This window comes from Caballeronia sp. dw_19 (assembly GCF_018449515.1).
Taxonomy (GTDB): domain Bacteria; phylum Pseudomonadota; class Gammaproteobacteria; order Burkholderiales; family Burkholderiaceae; genus Caballeronia.
This window is the reverse complement of sequence record NZ_JAAVUQ010000051.1, coordinates 1-16,933: the sequence shown is the minus strand read 5'-3', so window position 1 is coordinate 16,933 and position 16,933 is coordinate 1. Positions and strand designations below refer to the sequence as shown.

9 protein-coding genes are annotated in these 16,933 nt (G+C 63.8%); 8 read left to right on the top strand and 1 reads right to left on the bottom strand.

Annotated elements, in window-relative coordinates:
* Positions 1 to 364 precede the first annotated feature (364 nt).
* The 8 genes from HB376_RS36660 (at position 365) to HB376_RS36625 (ending at position 15,948) form a co-directional block, all read left to right on the top strand.
* On the top strand, positions 365 to 1,585 hold the full coding sequence (locus HB376_RS36660; RefSeq protein ID WP_213768586.1) for a capsular biosynthesis protein: 1,221 nt from the start codon (positions 365 to 367) through the stop codon (positions 1,583 to 1,585).
* Positions 1,578 to 2,363 (top strand): SDR family NAD(P)-dependent oxidoreductase, encoded by a 786-nt coding sequence (locus HB376_RS36655; RefSeq protein WP_213768585.1) that lies wholly within the window; start codon positions 1,578 to 1,580, stop codon positions 2,361 to 2,363. Before HB376_RS36660 ends, HB376_RS36655 begins: the two co-directional genes overlap by 8 nt.
* Positions 2,363 to 3,895 carry a sulfatase-like hydrolase/transferase gene (locus HB376_RS36650; protein ID WP_213768584.1) on the top strand — a complete coding sequence of 511 codons (1,533 nt, stop codon included), beginning with the start codon at positions 2,363 to 2,365 and terminating at the stop codon, positions 3,893 to 3,895. The genes HB376_RS36655 and HB376_RS36650 overlap by 1 nt, the downstream gene beginning before the upstream one ends.
* Positions 3,895 to 11,496, top strand: a complete 7,602-nt coding sequence (locus HB376_RS36645; RefSeq protein ID WP_213768583.1) for a type I polyketide synthase — start codon at positions 3,895 to 3,897, stop codon at positions 11,494 to 11,496. Before HB376_RS36650 ends, HB376_RS36645 begins: the two co-directional genes overlap by 1 nt.
* Positions 11,493 to 12,395, top strand: coding sequence for a UDP-3-O-acyl N-acetylglycosamine deacetylase (locus HB376_RS36640; RefSeq protein WP_213768582.1), 903 nt, complete (start codon positions 11,493 to 11,495; stop codon positions 12,393 to 12,395). Before HB376_RS36645 ends, HB376_RS36640 begins: the two co-directional genes overlap by 4 nt.
* 28 nt (positions 12,396 to 12,423) lie before the next feature.
* Positions 12,424 to 13,770, top strand: a complete 1,347-nt coding sequence (locus tag HB376_RS36635; protein ID WP_213768581.1) for an aminotransferase class I/II-fold pyridoxal phosphate-dependent enzyme — start codon at positions 12,424 to 12,426, stop codon at positions 13,768 to 13,770.
* Positions 13,767 to 14,444: a GNAT family N-acetyltransferase gene (locus HB376_RS36630; RefSeq protein ID WP_213768580.1), complete on the top strand. Its 678-nt coding sequence runs from the start codon at positions 13,767 to 13,769 to the stop codon at positions 14,442 to 14,444. Before HB376_RS36635 ends, HB376_RS36630 begins: the two co-directional genes overlap by 4 nt.
* Positions 14,445 to 14,565: 121 nt before the next feature.
* Positions 14,566 to 15,948 (top strand): CoA transferase, encoded by a 1,383-nt coding sequence (locus tag HB376_RS36625; RefSeq protein ID WP_213768579.1) that lies wholly within the window; start codon positions 14,566 to 14,568, stop codon positions 15,946 to 15,948.
* 20 nt (positions 15,949 to 15,968) lie between these two features.
* Here the strand turns inward: HB376_RS36625 and HB376_RS36620 are convergent, their stop codons facing one another.
* A complete protein-coding gene (locus tag HB376_RS36620) occupies positions 15,969 to 16,715 on the bottom strand; it encodes a GntR family transcriptional regulator (RefSeq protein WP_213768578.1) in 747 nt (248 codons plus the stop codon).
* Positions 16,716 to 16,933 lie beyond the last annotated feature (218 nt).

Here is a 16,933-nt window from a genome sequence, read left to right as displayed (position 1 = left end):
GCGAATCAGTTAGGATGCGAGGCCAATCGGCGTCGAAGACAGACTTTACTTAGATGCTAGGCAGCTAAGCGAAAAAAGTCGTCCCGGCGCAGGGTTTGGCATCGCTTTTCGGCGCCGAGTATAACGATCCCCACCAAAATGTGCTATCGCGGCAACATGAACGGCTTCGGCAGCGACACGAACGCAACATGATAAGCGGGATCATTACTTTTTGTTTCATAAACTTATCGGTTGTTGTACTCTTCGAGTCGCTTAGGCCTTGCTCAACGCGACGAAGATCCCGTGCAAGACGTCAAAAAAAGAGGCTAATGCGGTAGGTTCACTTCCGCCCGCGGACACTCCGGCTAATTGTCAACGCCTCTACATGCAACGTTCCTTCCTTGTCCTACAAGGCACGGCTTCACCGTTTTTTCGCGAGCTAGCCAGTGTTCTTAACGACCGCAATCACAACGTCCGCAAAGTCAATTTTTGCGGCGGTGATTTATTGTATTCGGTCAAGGAAAAAACTAAGAACTCCGTGGCGAACTATTCGGGCACGGCTAAAGGCTTAGCGGATTGGTACGTGAAGGAAATGCAGTCGGGAAACTACACCGACCTGCTTATGTTCGGCGATTGCCGTCGAATTCACACAAGCGCGCGTCCCGTGGCAGAATCCCTCGGCATTCGCGTCCACGTATTCGAGGAAGGCTACGTGCGACCGCATTGGGTAACCCTTGAGCAGCACGGCGTCAACGGAAATTCAAAAATGCCGCGCGATCCGGCGTGGTATCACTCGCAACGAGCGGCCATTCCCCGAAGCCCGGCAGGCAAGCCCACTGGCTACAATCTTTACGAACGCGCATTCCACGACATCGCATATCGGGCGGCTAATACGCTTTACAAATCGCGCTTTCCCCATTACGAGACGCATCGACCGCGCAATGGCTTCGTGGAATATGCGGGCCTCGCATCGCGCGCGTTACACGAGCGCCGTCACCGGCGGCTAGCCGAGGAAGCCACGCGCAAGCTGCTTGCCGCAGGTCATCCATACTTTATTTTTCCGCTGCAACTGAACTCCGATTCCCAAATAGTGGTGCATTCGCCATTCGACGGCGTGCGGCACGCAATCGACAAGGTCATACACTCATTCGCAGAAAATGCGCCGGCGAACGCATGGCTTGTCATCAAGAATCATCCGCTTGACACGGGGCTGATCGACTATCGGCGGTACGCAACGAGCCTCGCCCGCGAATACAGCATGGAGGACCGGCTTGTCTTCATGGACGCCGGGCATCTGCCGACGTTGCTCGAAAACGCGCAAGGCGCGGTGGTGGTGAACAGCACGGTGGGTCTCTCAGCGCTGCATCACCGTTGCCCCCTGATCGCGCTTGGCACGGCGATCTACAACATGGACGGCCTGACCTGGCAGGGCGGCATTGACGACTTTTGGACCCAGGCCCACGCGCCGGACATGAGTTTGTATCAGACCTTCCTTGACTACGTGGTGCACAAGACGCAGATCAACGGCGACTTCTACACCCGCACGGGTATCGCCATGGCGAGCACGTGTGCGGCCGATCGCCTGGAGGCTGCATCGCATGACTAGCGCGGCGCCGCGCCATATCGTCATCACGGGAGCCAGCGCCGGTCTTGGCCGCGCACTCGCGCTCGCGTACGCGCGCCCGGGCGTGGTGATCGGGCTGGTGGGACGCAACGTGGAGCGGCTCGAAGCCTGTGCTGAACTGTGTCGCAAACAAGGCGCAACGGCGGTGGTGGGCGCAGTCGATGTACGCAACGCGCCGGACATGCTCGCATGGCTCGATCAATTCGACGACCGTCATCCGGTCGACTTGCTGATCGCCAATGCGGGCGTGGCAAGCACGATTGCAACGGCCAGCGACTGGGAAGATCTCGAGCGCACGGCGCATATCGTCGATACGAATTTCTATGGCAGCATGCACGCGGTCCTCCCGGTGGCGGCTCGCATGCGCGCACGCCGTAGCGGACAGATCGCATTGATCGCATCCATCGCTGCGCTGCGCGGCATGGCGATCTCGCCGGCCTATTGCGCGAGCAAGTCTGCGCTCAAGGCCTATGGAGAATCGGTACGTCCCTTGTTGAAGCGCCACGGCGTGCGCTTGTCGGTGGTGTTTCCGGGCTTTGTAGAGACGTCGATGAGCGACGCGTTCCCCGGAGATAAACCCTTCATGTGGTCCGCGGCAAAAGCGGCGCGCCACATCCAGCTAAAGCTCGCCGCGAACCGCTCCGAAATCGCATTCCCGGCTCTGCTTGCGTTCGGCACGAAACTGCTGGGCTTCTTACCCGCCACGTTGGCCGACGCCATTCTTGGGGGTTTGTCGTATGCCCCGAGCCAGGAGCGCTAGTGCTTCTTCGCGTGCTCATCGTCAGCCTGCCGGCTGCTATTGCGTTGTCATTCCTGGTGGATGCGCTCGCCGTGCCGCGTGCATCATGGCGTCGTTCGGCAGCGGGCGTGGCACTCCACGTGACGGGCGCAATCTTTCTCTACGCGCTGGCGTTCGCGGCGAGCGCGCGGCCCTGGTCTTCGGGGTTTGTCACGGTGGCGCTCGTCGGCCTGATGACGGCTGTGAGCAATGCAAAATATGCGTCGCTGCGCGAGCCTTTCGTGTTCACCGATCTCAGCCTATTTAGCCAGCTCTTCTCGCATCCGCGGCTTTATCTGCCATTTCTGAGCACGCTGACCATGGCGGGCGCTGCAGTCGGCGCGGGTGTTTTCGTCGCGAGTTTTATTGCTGATCGCGCATTGACGCCGAATGTGTGGGGCGTGGCGCTGCTGGTTGTTGCGGCCTCGCTTGCGCTGGGTTATCGGCTCGCGGCGGGCATGCCGCTCACCCTCGTTCCCGCCGACGACCAACGCCGTCACGGTTTCTTTGCTGTTTTCGTGGCTTATCTGCTGAACGGGCTGCGGCCAGCCACGGTGCAAGCGTTCCGTCGGGCGGTTGAAACGGGCCCGTTTGCACAGGGCGCGCCAGCCCATAAACCCGATGTGATCGTGATCCAGAGCGAATCGTTCTTCGACGCTCGCCGGCTCGGGCCGGCCATCAAAGCGTCGCTGCTGCAGAATATCGATACTGCCCGGCGCGAGTCTTTCCAGCACGGCGAGCTCACGGTGCCGGCGTGGGGGGCGAACACCATGCGCACGGAATTTTCGCTGCTGACGGGCTTGCAGGAACAGCGCCTGGGTTATGCGCGCTTTTATCCGTACGCTTTCTTGCGGCGGCCGTGCGCGTCGCTGGCCTCGTGGTTCAAGCGGGCGGGCTACCGGACGTTCGCGGTTCACCCGTACTACGCCGACTTCTTCGGCCGGGACCGCGTTTTCGGCCTGCTCGGGTTCGACCGTTTCACCGATATCACAGGCTTCGGCGACGCAGCGCGGTCGGGTCCGTACATAGCGGATTCAGCCGTCGCCGACGCCATCGTGGAGCAGCTTGACGCCACCGCGCGCCATCCCGCTTTCATCTTTTCGATGACGATGGAAAACCACGGTCCGTTGCATCTCGAAACCGCTGCACCTGGCGAATCGGCGGCGTATCACTCGTTGGGCGAGGACGCGCAGTGGCGTGACCTCACCGTGTACCTGCGTCATCTCGCCAACGCGGACGCCATGGTGGCTCGCTTGCTCGCGCATCTGAGAGCGCGCGGCCGGGACACCGTTTTGTGCTTCTACGGCGACCATGTGCCGGCGCTCCCGCATGTGTTCGCGGGCTTGGGCGCGCAACCGGCGCGTACCGACTACTTCATCTGGCGCAGCTTTGGGTCTGCGCCGGCAAAGGCGGAAAACTTGAGTGTCGATGAACTCGGGCAGGCCGTGCTCCGTGCTATCGACACGCGCGATTCCCTGACGGAATCGGCGAGTCAGCTGCAAACGACAAAATAATGATGACCAAACCAATCGCAATAATAGGAATGGCCTGCCGGTTTCCGGGCGGCGTGACCACTCCCGATGACTTCTGGCAGTTGCTGTCCACCGGCCGCGACGCGGTCACGCAAATCCCGCCTGATCGCTTCGGCACCGAGTTCTACCAGCACCCGTCAAAACGCGAGCCGGGCAAGAGCTACACGTTCGCGGCGGGCGTGCTCGACAACGTCGCGGGATTCGACGCCGCTTTCTTCGGCATCTCCCGTCGCGAAGCCACGCAGATGGACCCGCAGCAGCGCCTGCTGCTGGAACTCGCGTGGGAAACCTTTGAAGACGCGAGTCTGCCCCCGCGCGAGATGGCAGGGCGCAACTGCGCCGTCTATGTGGGCGTGGCGAATACGGATTACGGCCATCGCGGCATGGACGACGTGAGTGGCATCGATGCCTACACGGCTACGGGCACCACGCTGAGCATTGCGTCGAATCGCGTGTCGTATGTATTCGACCTGCGGGGCCCGAGCATGTCGATCGATACCGCCTGCTCGTCGTCGCTGGTCGCGCTCCATCAGGCGTGCCAATCGTTGCAAGCAGGCGATGCCGACATGGCGCTTGCCGGCGGCGTGAACGTGTTGACACATCCGTCGGCGTTCATCGGCTTCTCGAAGGCGTCGATGTTGTCGCCCACAGGCCGTTGCCGCGCATTCGATGCCTCCGGCGACGGCTACGTGCGCGCCGAAGGCGGCGCATTCGTGCTCCTCAAGCCGCTGGATAAAGCCCTCGCCGACGGCGATACGATCCACGCGGTGATCGCGGGCTCGGGCGTCAATTCCGACGGCCATTCGCGCGGTGGAATCAGCGTTCCAACGTCGGCTGCGCAAGCGGCGCTGCTGAAGAGCGTGTACCAGCGCGCGGGTATCGATCCGAGCGAACTCGCCTATCTGGAGGCACACGGCACGGGCACGGCGGTGGGAGACCCCATTGAAGCGCGGGCGCTGGTCGAAGCGGCATCGGTTGGGCGGCCGGCTGACAAGCCGTTGCTGATCGGGTCGGTGAAGACGAATGTCGGCCACCTCGAGACGGCGTCCGGCATGGCGGGTTTGTTCAAGACCATCCTGAGCCTGAAGCATCGCGCGGTGCCCGAGTCGCTGCACTTCAAGACGCCGAATCCGCGCATCGACTTCGAAGGCGGCAGGTTGAAAGTCGTGGACCGGCTTACGCCGCTCCATAGCAGCGAGCCGCTCGTGATGGGCGTGAACTCGTTCGGCTTCGGCGGGACCAATGCGCACGTGGTGCTGCGCGAAGCGCCGCTACGCACACCAGCCGCTGATGCTCAAACCGATATCGCAAAAGATATCGCGTTATTGCCGCTTTGCGTGACGGCGCGCGCACCGGAAGCGCTGGCCGCCATCGCCGCGCGCTACGTCGCCATGCTGGACGCGGGCACGCCCTGGAATACGCTGGCCGTCAGCTCGGCGCGCGGACGCCAGTGGCTGAGCGAACGCGCGATCATCGCGCCGTCGAACGCAGTTGACGCGCGTGCATTGCTCGAAAGCCTGAGCAAAGGCGAGGACCCAACCGGCGACGCCAACGCGCTGGTCCGCGGCACCAGCCCCGGCGACGACGACCGTCTAGCGCTCGTGTTCTCCGGAAACGGCGCGCAGTGGGCGGAGATGGGCAAGCGTCTGGTCGACGAAGAGCCGCTGTTCCGTGCCGCGCTGGAAGAAGTCGATGCACACTGGTGCGCCGACGGCAGCGCGTCGCTGCTCGACGTATTGCGCGCGGGCGCAACAGCCGCGTGGCTCGACGCAACGGAAAACGCGCAACCGCTGTTGTTCGCAATCCAGGTGGGCATTGTGCGGGTGATCGAAGCGCGCGGCGTCCTGTACGACGCGTGTCTCGGCCATAGCGTGGGCGAGATCGGCGCGGCGTGGGCATCGGGCGCCCTGACGCTGGCGCAGGCGGTGCGGGTCATCAAGGTCAGAAGTCAGGCTCAGGCGCTGACACGGGGCTTGGGACGCATGGCGGCGGTAGGCATGAGCGAGATCGCGATGCGCACGCGCATCGCGGAACTGGGGCTTGCGGCATCGGTGGAAATAGCCGGCATAAACAGTCCGCAAGCGGTCACGCTGGCCGGTTCGCTCGAAGGCCTGCAAAAAATTGAAGATGCGCTGCGCGATAGCCGCACGTTCTTCCAGATGCTCGACCTGGACTACGCGTTCCATAGCTCGCACATGGACCGGATTCAAGGCGCGGTGCTCGACGGCCTCGCGGACCTGGCGCCGCAGGAATCGGTGCGCCGTTTCATCTCGACGGTGACAGGCGCGGACTTTCCAGGCGATCAGCTCGATGCCGATTACTGGTGGCGCAACATTCGCGAACCGGTGCATTTCGGCGATGCCATCGCGCACCTCGCCCGCGCGGGCGTGCGGATTTTTCTCGAAGTCGGCCCGCATTCCATCCTGCGTCACTACGTGAAGCAGACCTGCGACGACCTGGAATTGCCGGTGCGCGCGCTGTCCACGTTAAAGCGCAATCACGACAGCGCACAGATGTTGGAGCACGCGCTGTACGCGGCGCTGGCCAATGGCGCGCGTGCGGATCTGGATCGCTTTGCACCCACGGATCGTGCGCCGGCACGCATCGCGTTGCCGGGTTATCCGTGGCAGCACGAGCACTTCTGGCAAGGCCCGACTGCGGAAGCGTATGACCTGGTGAACCGGCATCGCGAGCATCCGCTGCTGGGGTATCGGCTGCGCGATCAGGCGCTCGCATGGGAAAACGATATCGATCCGGAACGGCTGCCGATGCTGGCCGATCACGTGGTGGACGGCAATATCGCGTTCCCGGGCGCGGGGTATGTGGAGATGGCGCTGGCGGCCGCGCGCGTGTTCTTCGGCACGGAAACCTGCGCGGTCGAGAACGTCGAGATTCGCGTGCCGGTGGTGTTCCGCGCACAGCATTCAAAGCTCTTGCGCCTGAGTGTCGATCCGCGCACTGCCGCGTTCACGATCGAAACGCGCGACCGCATGAGTGACGCGGCATGGACGCTGAATGTGACAGGACGTCTGCTGTCGGGCGGTCCCGACATGAGCGCGCCAGCCTCGGTGCCGCGTGAGGAACTTGAGCGGCTCATGACGCTGCCGGCGCTCGACGGCGCGACGCTGTACGAACAAGCCACGAACATCGGTCTTGCCTACGGTCCGGCATTCCAGTGGGTTCAAACGGTTCGCATTGCCGACGATAACCTCGCGCTCGCCGAAGTCGCGATGCCGTTGGCGTGTGCCGTTCCCGGCCGCAACCCGGATCTGTACACGTTCCATCCGGCGTTGATGGACAGCGGTTTTCATCCGCTGTTCGCGTTGCTGGCGGCGGGTGTCGAAGAAGGCGTTGCCGATCACGCCGCGTATGTGCCGGTGCAACTCGGACGGATCGACTTCCTCGGCGGTGAGGCCGTCAAGTATGTGCTCGCACGGGTCGAGCGCCGCAGTCCGCATTCGCTGGTGGCATCGTTTGAATTCGCCGATGAACACGGTGTCATCGTCGCGCGGCTAAGCGCATGCCGGTTCCGCCGCGTGGATCTGAACGCGCGCCGTCCGAGCGCGCCTGCACGCTTCGCCTATGTGCTCGACGCAAAACCGCTGTCCGGCGACGCGCACGCGCGTACGCTGCCGGCCTCGGCTGGACTGGTTGCGAACGCGTTGTCGGCACGAGGCGCGGCGTCCACCGAAGACGATGCGCGCCGCACGACGCATCTCACCGAAGTGCTGCCGTTGCTCGACGTGCTCGCGAGCGCATACGCCTTGCACGCGCTCGAAGCGCTCGATGTGTTCAATCAGTCCACGCTGCCGCCGTGCGCCCATCCGGCGCTGCTTGCGCGGCTGGTGGACATGCTCGTTGAGGACGGTCTCGCAAGCTGGGACGCGAGCGGTCGCCTGATTCGCGATGAAGCCGCCTGCGAGAGCTTGCCGCCCACCGACGCACTCTGGCGTGAGCTGCTTGCGCAGTCGTCGTCACACGTCGCGGAATTGACGTTGCTCGCGCATTGCGGCAGCGCGCTCGCGCCGGTACTGCGCGGCGAGAAGTCTGGCGTTGAGATTTTGCCGGCCGCACGCAGCAGCCTGGTCGAGCATTTCTTTGAAGGCTCGCCGACCTGGTCGTTCGTGAATCAACTGGTGGGCGATTGCGTGAACGCCGCCATCGATTCATGGAAGCAGCCGCGCCGCTTGCGCCTGCTCGAAATCGATTCGCCCGAAAGCGATGTATTGCAGCCGCTGGGCATGCATTTGCCGTTGTCGCGCGTGGATTGCACGATCGCCGGAACCGATGAACAACTGAGTACTTTCGACACAGCCGCGTACCCCGCCGTGCATACAGTCACGCTGGAGCGCGGCGCACGGCCGAAGCTCGGCAGCGGCGCGGCGAATCACTACGACGTGCTGGTTGCAAGTCACGCGCTCGCGGCGCAATCGAATCCGCGCGCGTTCGTTGACGCAATGCGCGGCTGGCTCTCGCCGGGCGCGCTGGTCATCATCACCGAAGCGCGCCGCAGCCGTTTCTCCGACATCGTCTTTAATCTCGATGCCAGCGAGTCCGCAAAGCGGACTTGGCTGTCCGCCGCCGAAATCGCGCTCCTGTTGCAGGAGGCCGGTTTCGACGATGTTTTCCAGCACGTCGAGCAGGGCCTCGACCTGGAAGGCGCGCCGACGCTCGTGGTCGCGCGCCAACCATCGGCACCGGAAAACACGTCTGCACAGGACAGCCGGCCGAAGCAGTCCTGGGCGTTGTTGACGACCGGTGCTTCGAGCGCGTTGCATACCGCCATTGCTGCCGAACTCGATACCGAAGGGCAGGATGTGAGCTGCGTCGCGCTGTCCGCGGCGTCCACGCTCGGCGTTGAGAACGTCGTGTTCATTGCGCCGGACCTGGCCGGTGAAGATGTCTTGTCATCGCAGCGCGATCTTTCGCTCGCGCTTGCGCGGCTGGTACGCGATCTCACCCGCAATCCGGGTGCGCCCGCGCCGAAGCTCTGGATTGTCACGCGTGGCGGTGCGCCGCTGATCGTGGGGCCGGAGTCCGTATCGCAGCAGACGGACGCCGCCGCATTGCATCCTGAACAGGCCACATTGTGGGGTCTCGGCCGCGTGATCGCCAATGAGCATCCCGAACTTTCGTGCCGTCTCGTCGATGTGCATCCGGCATGCGCGAACCCGGCGGCGAGTCTCGTCGGCGAACTGCTTGCTGCCGATGCTGAAGAGGAAGTGCTGCTGACGCCTTCGGGCCGTCACGTCCCGCGCATGCTGCCTGCCGCCACCGCCGCATTGCGTCAACCGGTCCCGGCTTCTGCCGGACACGCGCGCGTCGAAGCCGTGTTGGGCTTCGGCACGCCGGGGTCGCTTCGTAACCTCGAATGGTTCCCGCTGCCCGATCGCGAACTGGCGGCCGACGAGGTCGAGATCGAACCCGTCGCCACCGGCCTGAACTTTCGCGATGTCATGTACGCGATGGGCCTGCTCTCCGACGAAGCCGTGGAAAACGGCTTCGCGGGCGCGACTATCGGCATGGAGTTGTCGGGAAGAATCGTGCGCGTGGGACGCGACATCACGGGCTTCCGTCCCGGCGATGCCGTGCTCGGTTTTGCACCGGCATCGTTTGCATCGCGGGTGCGTACGCGGGTCGTGGCCATCGCCCACAAGCCGGCGCAGATGACCTTCGAGGAAGCCGCGACCATTCCCACCACGTTCTTTACCGCCTGGTACGCGCTGTGCGAACTCGCGCGGCTGCGTCCCGGCGAGCGCGTGCTGATTCACGGCGGCGCGGGCGGCGTGGGCATCGCGGCAATCCAGCTCGCGCGCCACTTCGGCGCGGAAGTGTTCGCGACAGCAGGCAGCCGCGAGAAACGCGAGTTCGTGCGGCTGCTGGGCGCCGACCATGTTCTCGATTCACGCAGCCTGCTGTTCGCCGATGAAATCCGCGAGCGCACCGGCGGTGCAGGCGTGGATATCGTGTTGAATTCGCTGGCGGGCGAAGCAATGGTGCGAAGCATCGATACCTTGCGGCCGTTCGGACGTTTCCTCGAACTCGGCAAGCGCGATTTCTACGAGAACAGCCGCATCGGCTTGCGTCCGTTCCGCAACAACATCAGCTACTTCGGTATCGATGCCGATCAACTGATGATCGTATTACCCGACCTCACCGCGCGCCTGTTCGCCGACGTGATGAAGCTCTTCACCGATGGCGTGCTGCATCCGCTGCCTTACCGCGCGTTCCCTGCCGAGCGCGTGGAAGACGCGTTCCGGCACATGCAGCAGGCGCGTCAGATCGGCAAGGTGCTGGTCACGTATTCGGGCGGCACGCCCGCGCCCGCACACGCGGCGGTTACGCCGGACGCATTGCGGCTCAATGATTCTGCGGCGTATCTGGTCGTGGGCGGGACCGGCGGGCTGGGCTTTTCGACGGCGCGCTGGATGGTCGAACGCGGCGCGCGGCATATCACGCTGGCAAGCCGCCGTGGTGTACTGGCGCCGGCCCTCGCCGACGAAGTCAGGACCTGGGAGGGCGTGCAGGTCCACGTAGCCGCGTGCGATATCACGGACAACGAAGCTGTTCACGCGCTGATTCGCGACATCGATGCACGCGGTTTGCCGTTGAAGGGCGTCGTGCATTCGGCCATGCTTGTCGACGATGGCCTGATCCGCAATCTCGACGACGCCCGCTTCAACGCCGTGCTCGCGCCGAAGGTCGCAGGTGCATGGAATCTGCATCGCGCGACGCGGGCTTGCACGCTCGATGCGTTTGTCGTGTATTCGTCGGCGACCACCTTCCTCGGCAATCCGGGGCAGGGCAGCTATGTGGCCGCGAATACGTTCCTCGAAGCGCTGGTCGGACAGCGTCGCGCAGCCGGACTCGCGGGGACGGTGATGGCGTGGGGTCCTATCGATGACGTCGGTTTCCTCGCGCGCAATGAAGAAACACGCGAGGCGTTGCAGGCGCGAATTGGCGGTTTGTCGATTACATCGGCGGAAGCACTGGCTGCGCTGGAACAAGCGCTGCTCGATGGCCGCTCCGGCGAAGCGGTGCTGCGGCTCGACTGGAATGTCGTCGCACGCGGCATGCCGGCTGCCGATGCGCAACGCTACTCCGAGCTGCACACGCGCGGCGCGGCGGAAGTCACGCGCGAATGTGGCGCGCACATTCGCGCGTTGTCCCGTACGGACGCGCTGTGGTTCGCCGAAGAAACGCTGCAATCGCAGATCGCGCGGATCCTGCATATGTCGCCGGAAAAGATCGGCAAGGACCGGTCGCTCGCCGACATGGGCATGGACTCGCTCATGGGCATGGAGCTCGGCATGGCGGTCGAGGAATCGTTCGGCGTGAAGTTCTCGGTGATGGCGCTGGCCGAAGGGGCGACCGTGGTATCGCTGGCGCGGCGTATCGTGGATTCCGTCATGACCGGCGACGCAGAAGGCGCGTCGCTGGATGCACCGGACGAGGCGTCGGTACTGGCTGCACGTCACGGTATTGAAGACGAAACCCGGGCTCTGGCGGAACCCGATACAGAAGCTGAATTGGAATCGGTTTCAGAGGCCGCACTCGCCGATACCACCGGGGGAACGCATTGAGCGCCCCGGCCGGCTGGCACGGCGACCAGGGCACGCTCGCCCGCAACCTTGAACTGAGCGGCCGTGGGCTTCACACGGGGCGTCGTGTGAATGTGCGCGTTGTTCCCAGCGAGGCCGGCGGCATCATTTTTCGGCGGATGGGCAGTGGCCGGGTGCTTGCCGAGTTGCCGGCGAGTCCTTCGATACGTCTCGCGCAGCCGCTCTGCACGACCTTGCAAATAGATAGCGTTCGGGTGCGCACGGTGGAACATCTGCTGGCTTCACTGCTGGCGTGTGAGATCGATCACGCCACCGTGGAACTCGACGCTGAAGAAGTACCCATTCTCGATGGCAGCGCTCAACCCTGGATTGAAGCCATCACCAATTGCGGGCGACGTTCCCTGTCTGCCCGCAAGCGCTTCATTCGCGTGTTGCGCCGGGTCAGCGTGGAGGACGGGGTGGGCAGCAAGAATGTTCGCAGCATGAGCATCGAGCCTTCAGACCGATACGAAATGAGCGTTCGCAACGATCTCAAGGGGTTCGGCAACCTGCATTGGGATGGCGGCATTACACCCGCCAGTTTTGCGGCCGAAATCGCCCCGTCGCGATCGTATGGCCGCGTGAAGTGGGCGGCGCTCGCCATTGTTGCGGGCTATGTACGCGGCGTGCCGATCCTGCGCGGCGCACGGCTCAGTTCGACTGCGGCGATCGTGGGCAGCAAGGTGATCGGCGGGATGCGCCTGCCGGACGAATTCGTGCGGCATCGCGTGCTCGACCTGGTCGGCGACCTCGCGCTCGCGGGTGCGCCGCTGCTCGGACGCGTGACGGCGGTACGGCCCAGCCACGAGATGAACTATCGGCTGCTTGCCGCACTGCTTGCCGATCGAGATGCATGGGAATGGACCGGATTTCCCGCCTGAGCGCACGCCACACAGGAAAAAACACCTCATGGATTTGACTGGAAATTTTCGCCAGCAGCTCGCTGCAAAGGCATTGCAGCGACAACTCGAACGTGTGTCACAGCAAGCTCAGGCTCCGGCGCGTTCGCTCGCGCAGGAACTTGCGCAGGCGCCCGGCAGCGCGTCCAGCTCGACGCGCGACGCGTTATGCAGTTTCGAGACCATGCCCGGTTACACGCAGGTCAAGCTGCTGCGTGAAATGGGCGACAAGCTGCGCGTGACGTCGCCGTTCTTCCGCGTGCATGAGGGCACCGCAGGGGCGACGACGCAGATCACCGGCAAGCAGTATCTGAACTTCGCGAACTACAACTACCTCGGGCTGGCCGGCGATGCGCAGGTGAACGCGCGCGCCAAGGCCGCGATCGATCAGTACGGAACGTCGGCATCGGCGAGCCGGATGGTCGCGGGCGAACGCACCGTGCACGGCGAACTGGAACACGCAATGGCGCGTTTCTATGACGCCGACGACGCGCTGGTTTTCGTCAGCGGCCACGCAACCAACGTGACGGTCATCGGCTCGCTGTTTGGTCAGGGCGACCTGGTTGTCCATGACTCACTCGCGCACAACAGCATCCTGCAAGGCGCGCAACTGAGCGGCGCGAAACGCCTGAACTTCCCGCACAACGACTGGCGCGCGCTCGATGATTTGCTGACACGCGTGCGCCATGAATTCCGGCGCGTGTTGATCGTGGTGGAAGGGTTATACAGCATGGATGGCGACATCCCCGATCTCGCGCGCTTCGTGGAAGTGAAGCGGCGCCATGCCGCCTTCCTCATGGTTGATGAAGCGCATTCGCTGGGTGTGATCGGCGAGACGGGCAAGGGCATCCGCGAGTATTGCGGCGTGCCGAGCGCGGACGTCGATATCTGGATGGGCACGCTCAGCAAGACGCTGGCAGGATGCGGCGGATTTATCGCGGGCTCGCAGGCGCTGGTCGATATCCTGCGGCATCTGGCGCCCGGATTCCTCTATAGCGTGGGTCTGGCGCCTACGCTCGCGGCCGCGTCGCTGGCGGCGCTGGAACGGTTGATCGCCGAGCCGTGGCGCGTCAAGCTGTTGCGAGAGCGCGGTCACCAGTTCCTCGATGAAGCGCGCAGTGCGGGCCTGGACACCGGCATGAGCGCGGGTTTTGCGGTCGTACCCGTGATCACCGGCAGTTCGCTGAAGGCGGCGCAATGGGCCAATGCGCTGTTCGAAGAAGGCATCAACGCCCAGCCGATTTTCTATCCGGCCGTGGAAGAGCGCGCGGCGCGGCTGCGGTTCTTTATCTGCTCGACGCATGAGCCCGAACAGATTTCGCAGACGGTAGCCGTGCTGCGAAAGCTCGCGCGATGACGACCGCGTCGAACGCGTCCACGGCAGCTTCCACGGCAGCTCAAAGCTCGCACTCTGGCGGCCGTCCTGCCGGTCCCGACGATGCACGCCAGGCTGCGCCGCTTGTCTTCGCCTCCGGCAGGCTGGAGTTCGGCTTCCTGTTCGGCGTGCCGCCGGAGCACTGCATCGCTTTCCTGCAGAGCGCGTTCGCGTCCACGCATGGACGGTTCTCGTGGCGGCGGCATTGGGTATCGATGGAGGGAGGCGAGGTCGTCGGCGTACTCGCGGCGCATGGCAGCCGCTCGACGCTTTCGGACAATCTCTGGTTCGCGTGGATGACCCTGCGATGCTTCGGCTGGTGGCGCACGGTCGGCGTGCTCAGGCGCGGACTGATCCTCGAAAGTGAATTGCCGCCACCGCGTCGCGGTGAAACGCTGCTTGCGCATTGCGCCACCCGTGAAGCTTCGCGCAACCGCGGCGTGTTCAGCGCTTTGCTGAACGACGCACAGACGCTCACCACGCCGTCGTTCGTCCCGCAGAGTGAAGGGCTCGTGCTCGATGTTCTGGTAAGCAACGAGCGCGCTGCGCAGTTGTATCGGCGGCTGGGGTTTGTTGCGCTGACACGCAAGCGCCCGCCGGCGCGCAACCTGCCCGCTGAGCTGGAATCGGTGAGAATGCGCTTTCAGCAGAAGTGAATGGCGCGGGCCAGTAGTGACAACCAGGCGCACGGATAAACGAACGTAAAATCATGGTCAGCGTGCAAACGGATGCCCGGCTCCGTCGATCCGTGGACGATCCTTGAAAAGGAGCATGGCCATGAAACCTGTCGAAGAACTCTGGCGCCTGGCGGAGGGAGACCCCGCGGCGCTTGAACACCTCACGGTCAGCGGCGATGAACGGCAATTGCCGTCGGTGTATCGGGTGAGTGCGTTGGCTGCGGCGACCGTGGGCGCGTCGGCGTTAGCGGCGGCGCAATGCTTCAGGCATCGCACGGGCCGGCAGCAAGACGTGCACATCTATACGCGCCGCGCGGCCATTGCGTTCCGCAGCGAGCGCTATTTGCGCATCGGGACCGATAAAGCGCCGGAGCTGCGTGATCCGCTAATGGGCTTCTACGAGACCCGTGACGGCCGCTGGATTCAGCTTCATACGAACTTCAAGCATCATCGGGACGGTGTGGTGAAGCTGTTGGGCTGCGCGAACGATCACGCTGGCGTGACGCAGGCCATCCGTCAATGGAACGGCGCAAGCCTGGACGAGGCGCTGGCCGACGCGGGCCTGTGCGCCGCGCTGATCCGCACGCCGGAGGAATGGGCGCTCACACCGCAGGCCCAAGCGATTGCGGAAATACCGCTGCTGGAGATCGTCAGACTTGACGATGCGCCTCCCGAATCCATCGGTGAAGGCGAGCCGCAACGGCCTTTGTCAGGCATCCGCGTGCTGGACTTGAGCCGCATCATCGCGGGTCCGGTGGCGGGGCGAACGCTCGCCGAGCACGGTGCCGATGTCCTGCTCATCAACGGTCCGCATCTGCCGAACATTCCACCATTAGTCATCGACAACGGCCGCGGCAAGCGCTCGGCGACGCTCGATCTTCGCGAAGAGAGCGACCGTGAATCGCTGCGTGCGTTATTGAAAGACGCCGATGTATTCCTGCAAGGCTATCGTCCCGGCGCGCTGGCAGCACATGGCTTCGGCCCGGAAGAGGCTGCGCGGCTGCGCCCGGGCATCGTGTATGTGACGATATCGGCGTATGGGCACAAAGGCCCGTGGTCTCATCGGCGCGGTTTCGACAGCCTCGTGCAATCGGCGAGCGGGATTGCGTGGACCGAAGCGCAAGCGGCTGGTCAGGCGCAACCGCGCCATCTGCCGTGTCAGGCACTCGATCACGCCACCGGTTATCTCGCGGCGCTTGGCGCGATGATCGCGCTGCAACGACGCGCCACGCAAGGCGGAAGCTGGCATGTGCGGGTGGCGTTGGCGCGGACCGGGCGCTGGTTGCAATCGATGGGTCTGATCCAAGACGGTCAGAACGTGCCCGATCCTCAACTCGACGATGTCCGCGACATGCTGCAAACCATCGCCTCGCCGTTTGGAATGCTCACGTGCACGCAGCCGCCTGAACGTATGTCGCTGACACCGCCGTACTGGGGGGCGCCGCCGGTGCCTATCGGGACCGATCAGCCGCGCTGGTGGTGAGCGCTGGCGACTACGCCCGACTACTTGCGCAACTCCGCGACGAAATCGTAATAGTCGTTGCGGCAGTAGGTATCGGTGAGTTCGATCGGGCGCTGGTCGGCCGTATAACCCACGCGCGTGATCAGCAGCAGCGCGTCGTGGGGCGCGATGCCCATTTGCGCGGCGATTTCATCGCTCGCGTTCACCGCGCGGAAATGCTGCAGGGCTCGCACGATCGACAGGTTGCGCTGTTCCAGGAAGCTATAAAGCGAATCGCCGACAGCCTGCGGGTCGGGAATCAGCGCCGCCGGAAAGGTGGAATTCTCAACGGCCATCACAATGCCGTCGGCGGTGCGCAAGCGGCGCAAGCGTGTCACCGCAGCCGCCGGCGATAACCCGAGCTGGATCACTTCATCGCGATTCGCGGGTTCGATCACGCGTGAGAGCCATTTCGAACCGGGGGTAAAACCGCGTCGACGGAGCATTTCGCTGAAGCTCGACAGTCGTGACAGCGGATCTTCATAGCGCGGCGTGATGAACGATCCGGCGCCTTGCGTGCGGCGAATCAGCCCTTGTTCGACCAGCAAGGCGATTGCTTTACGCGACGTAATCCGCGATACCCCTAGCGCTTCCGACAGCACGCGTTCCGAGGGCAAGGCTTCGCCCGCGTTCCAGCGATTGTCGTGGATTGCGTTGCCGAGCTTGCGGGCGAGCTGGAGATAGAGCGGGGTGTCACTGTCCGGGTCCGGGCGCAAGTCGCGCCAGCGGTCCTCCGATGTCGTGTTCATAGTGCGCAGGAAGTGGGGACCAAGGGCAGATTCTAAGACAAGCAGCGCGGCGACGGGGATTGAATGAGAAGCGGCATGAGTGGGAGAGCCAGGGTTGGGGGTGGTCAGTGCCGGGGTGGTCGGTTCTGGGGTGTTTAGTGGTCGGGGTTGATGCTGGGGTGGTCGGTTCTGGGGTTAGTGGTCGGAGTCAATGCCGGGGTGGTGGTTTCGGTGTTAGC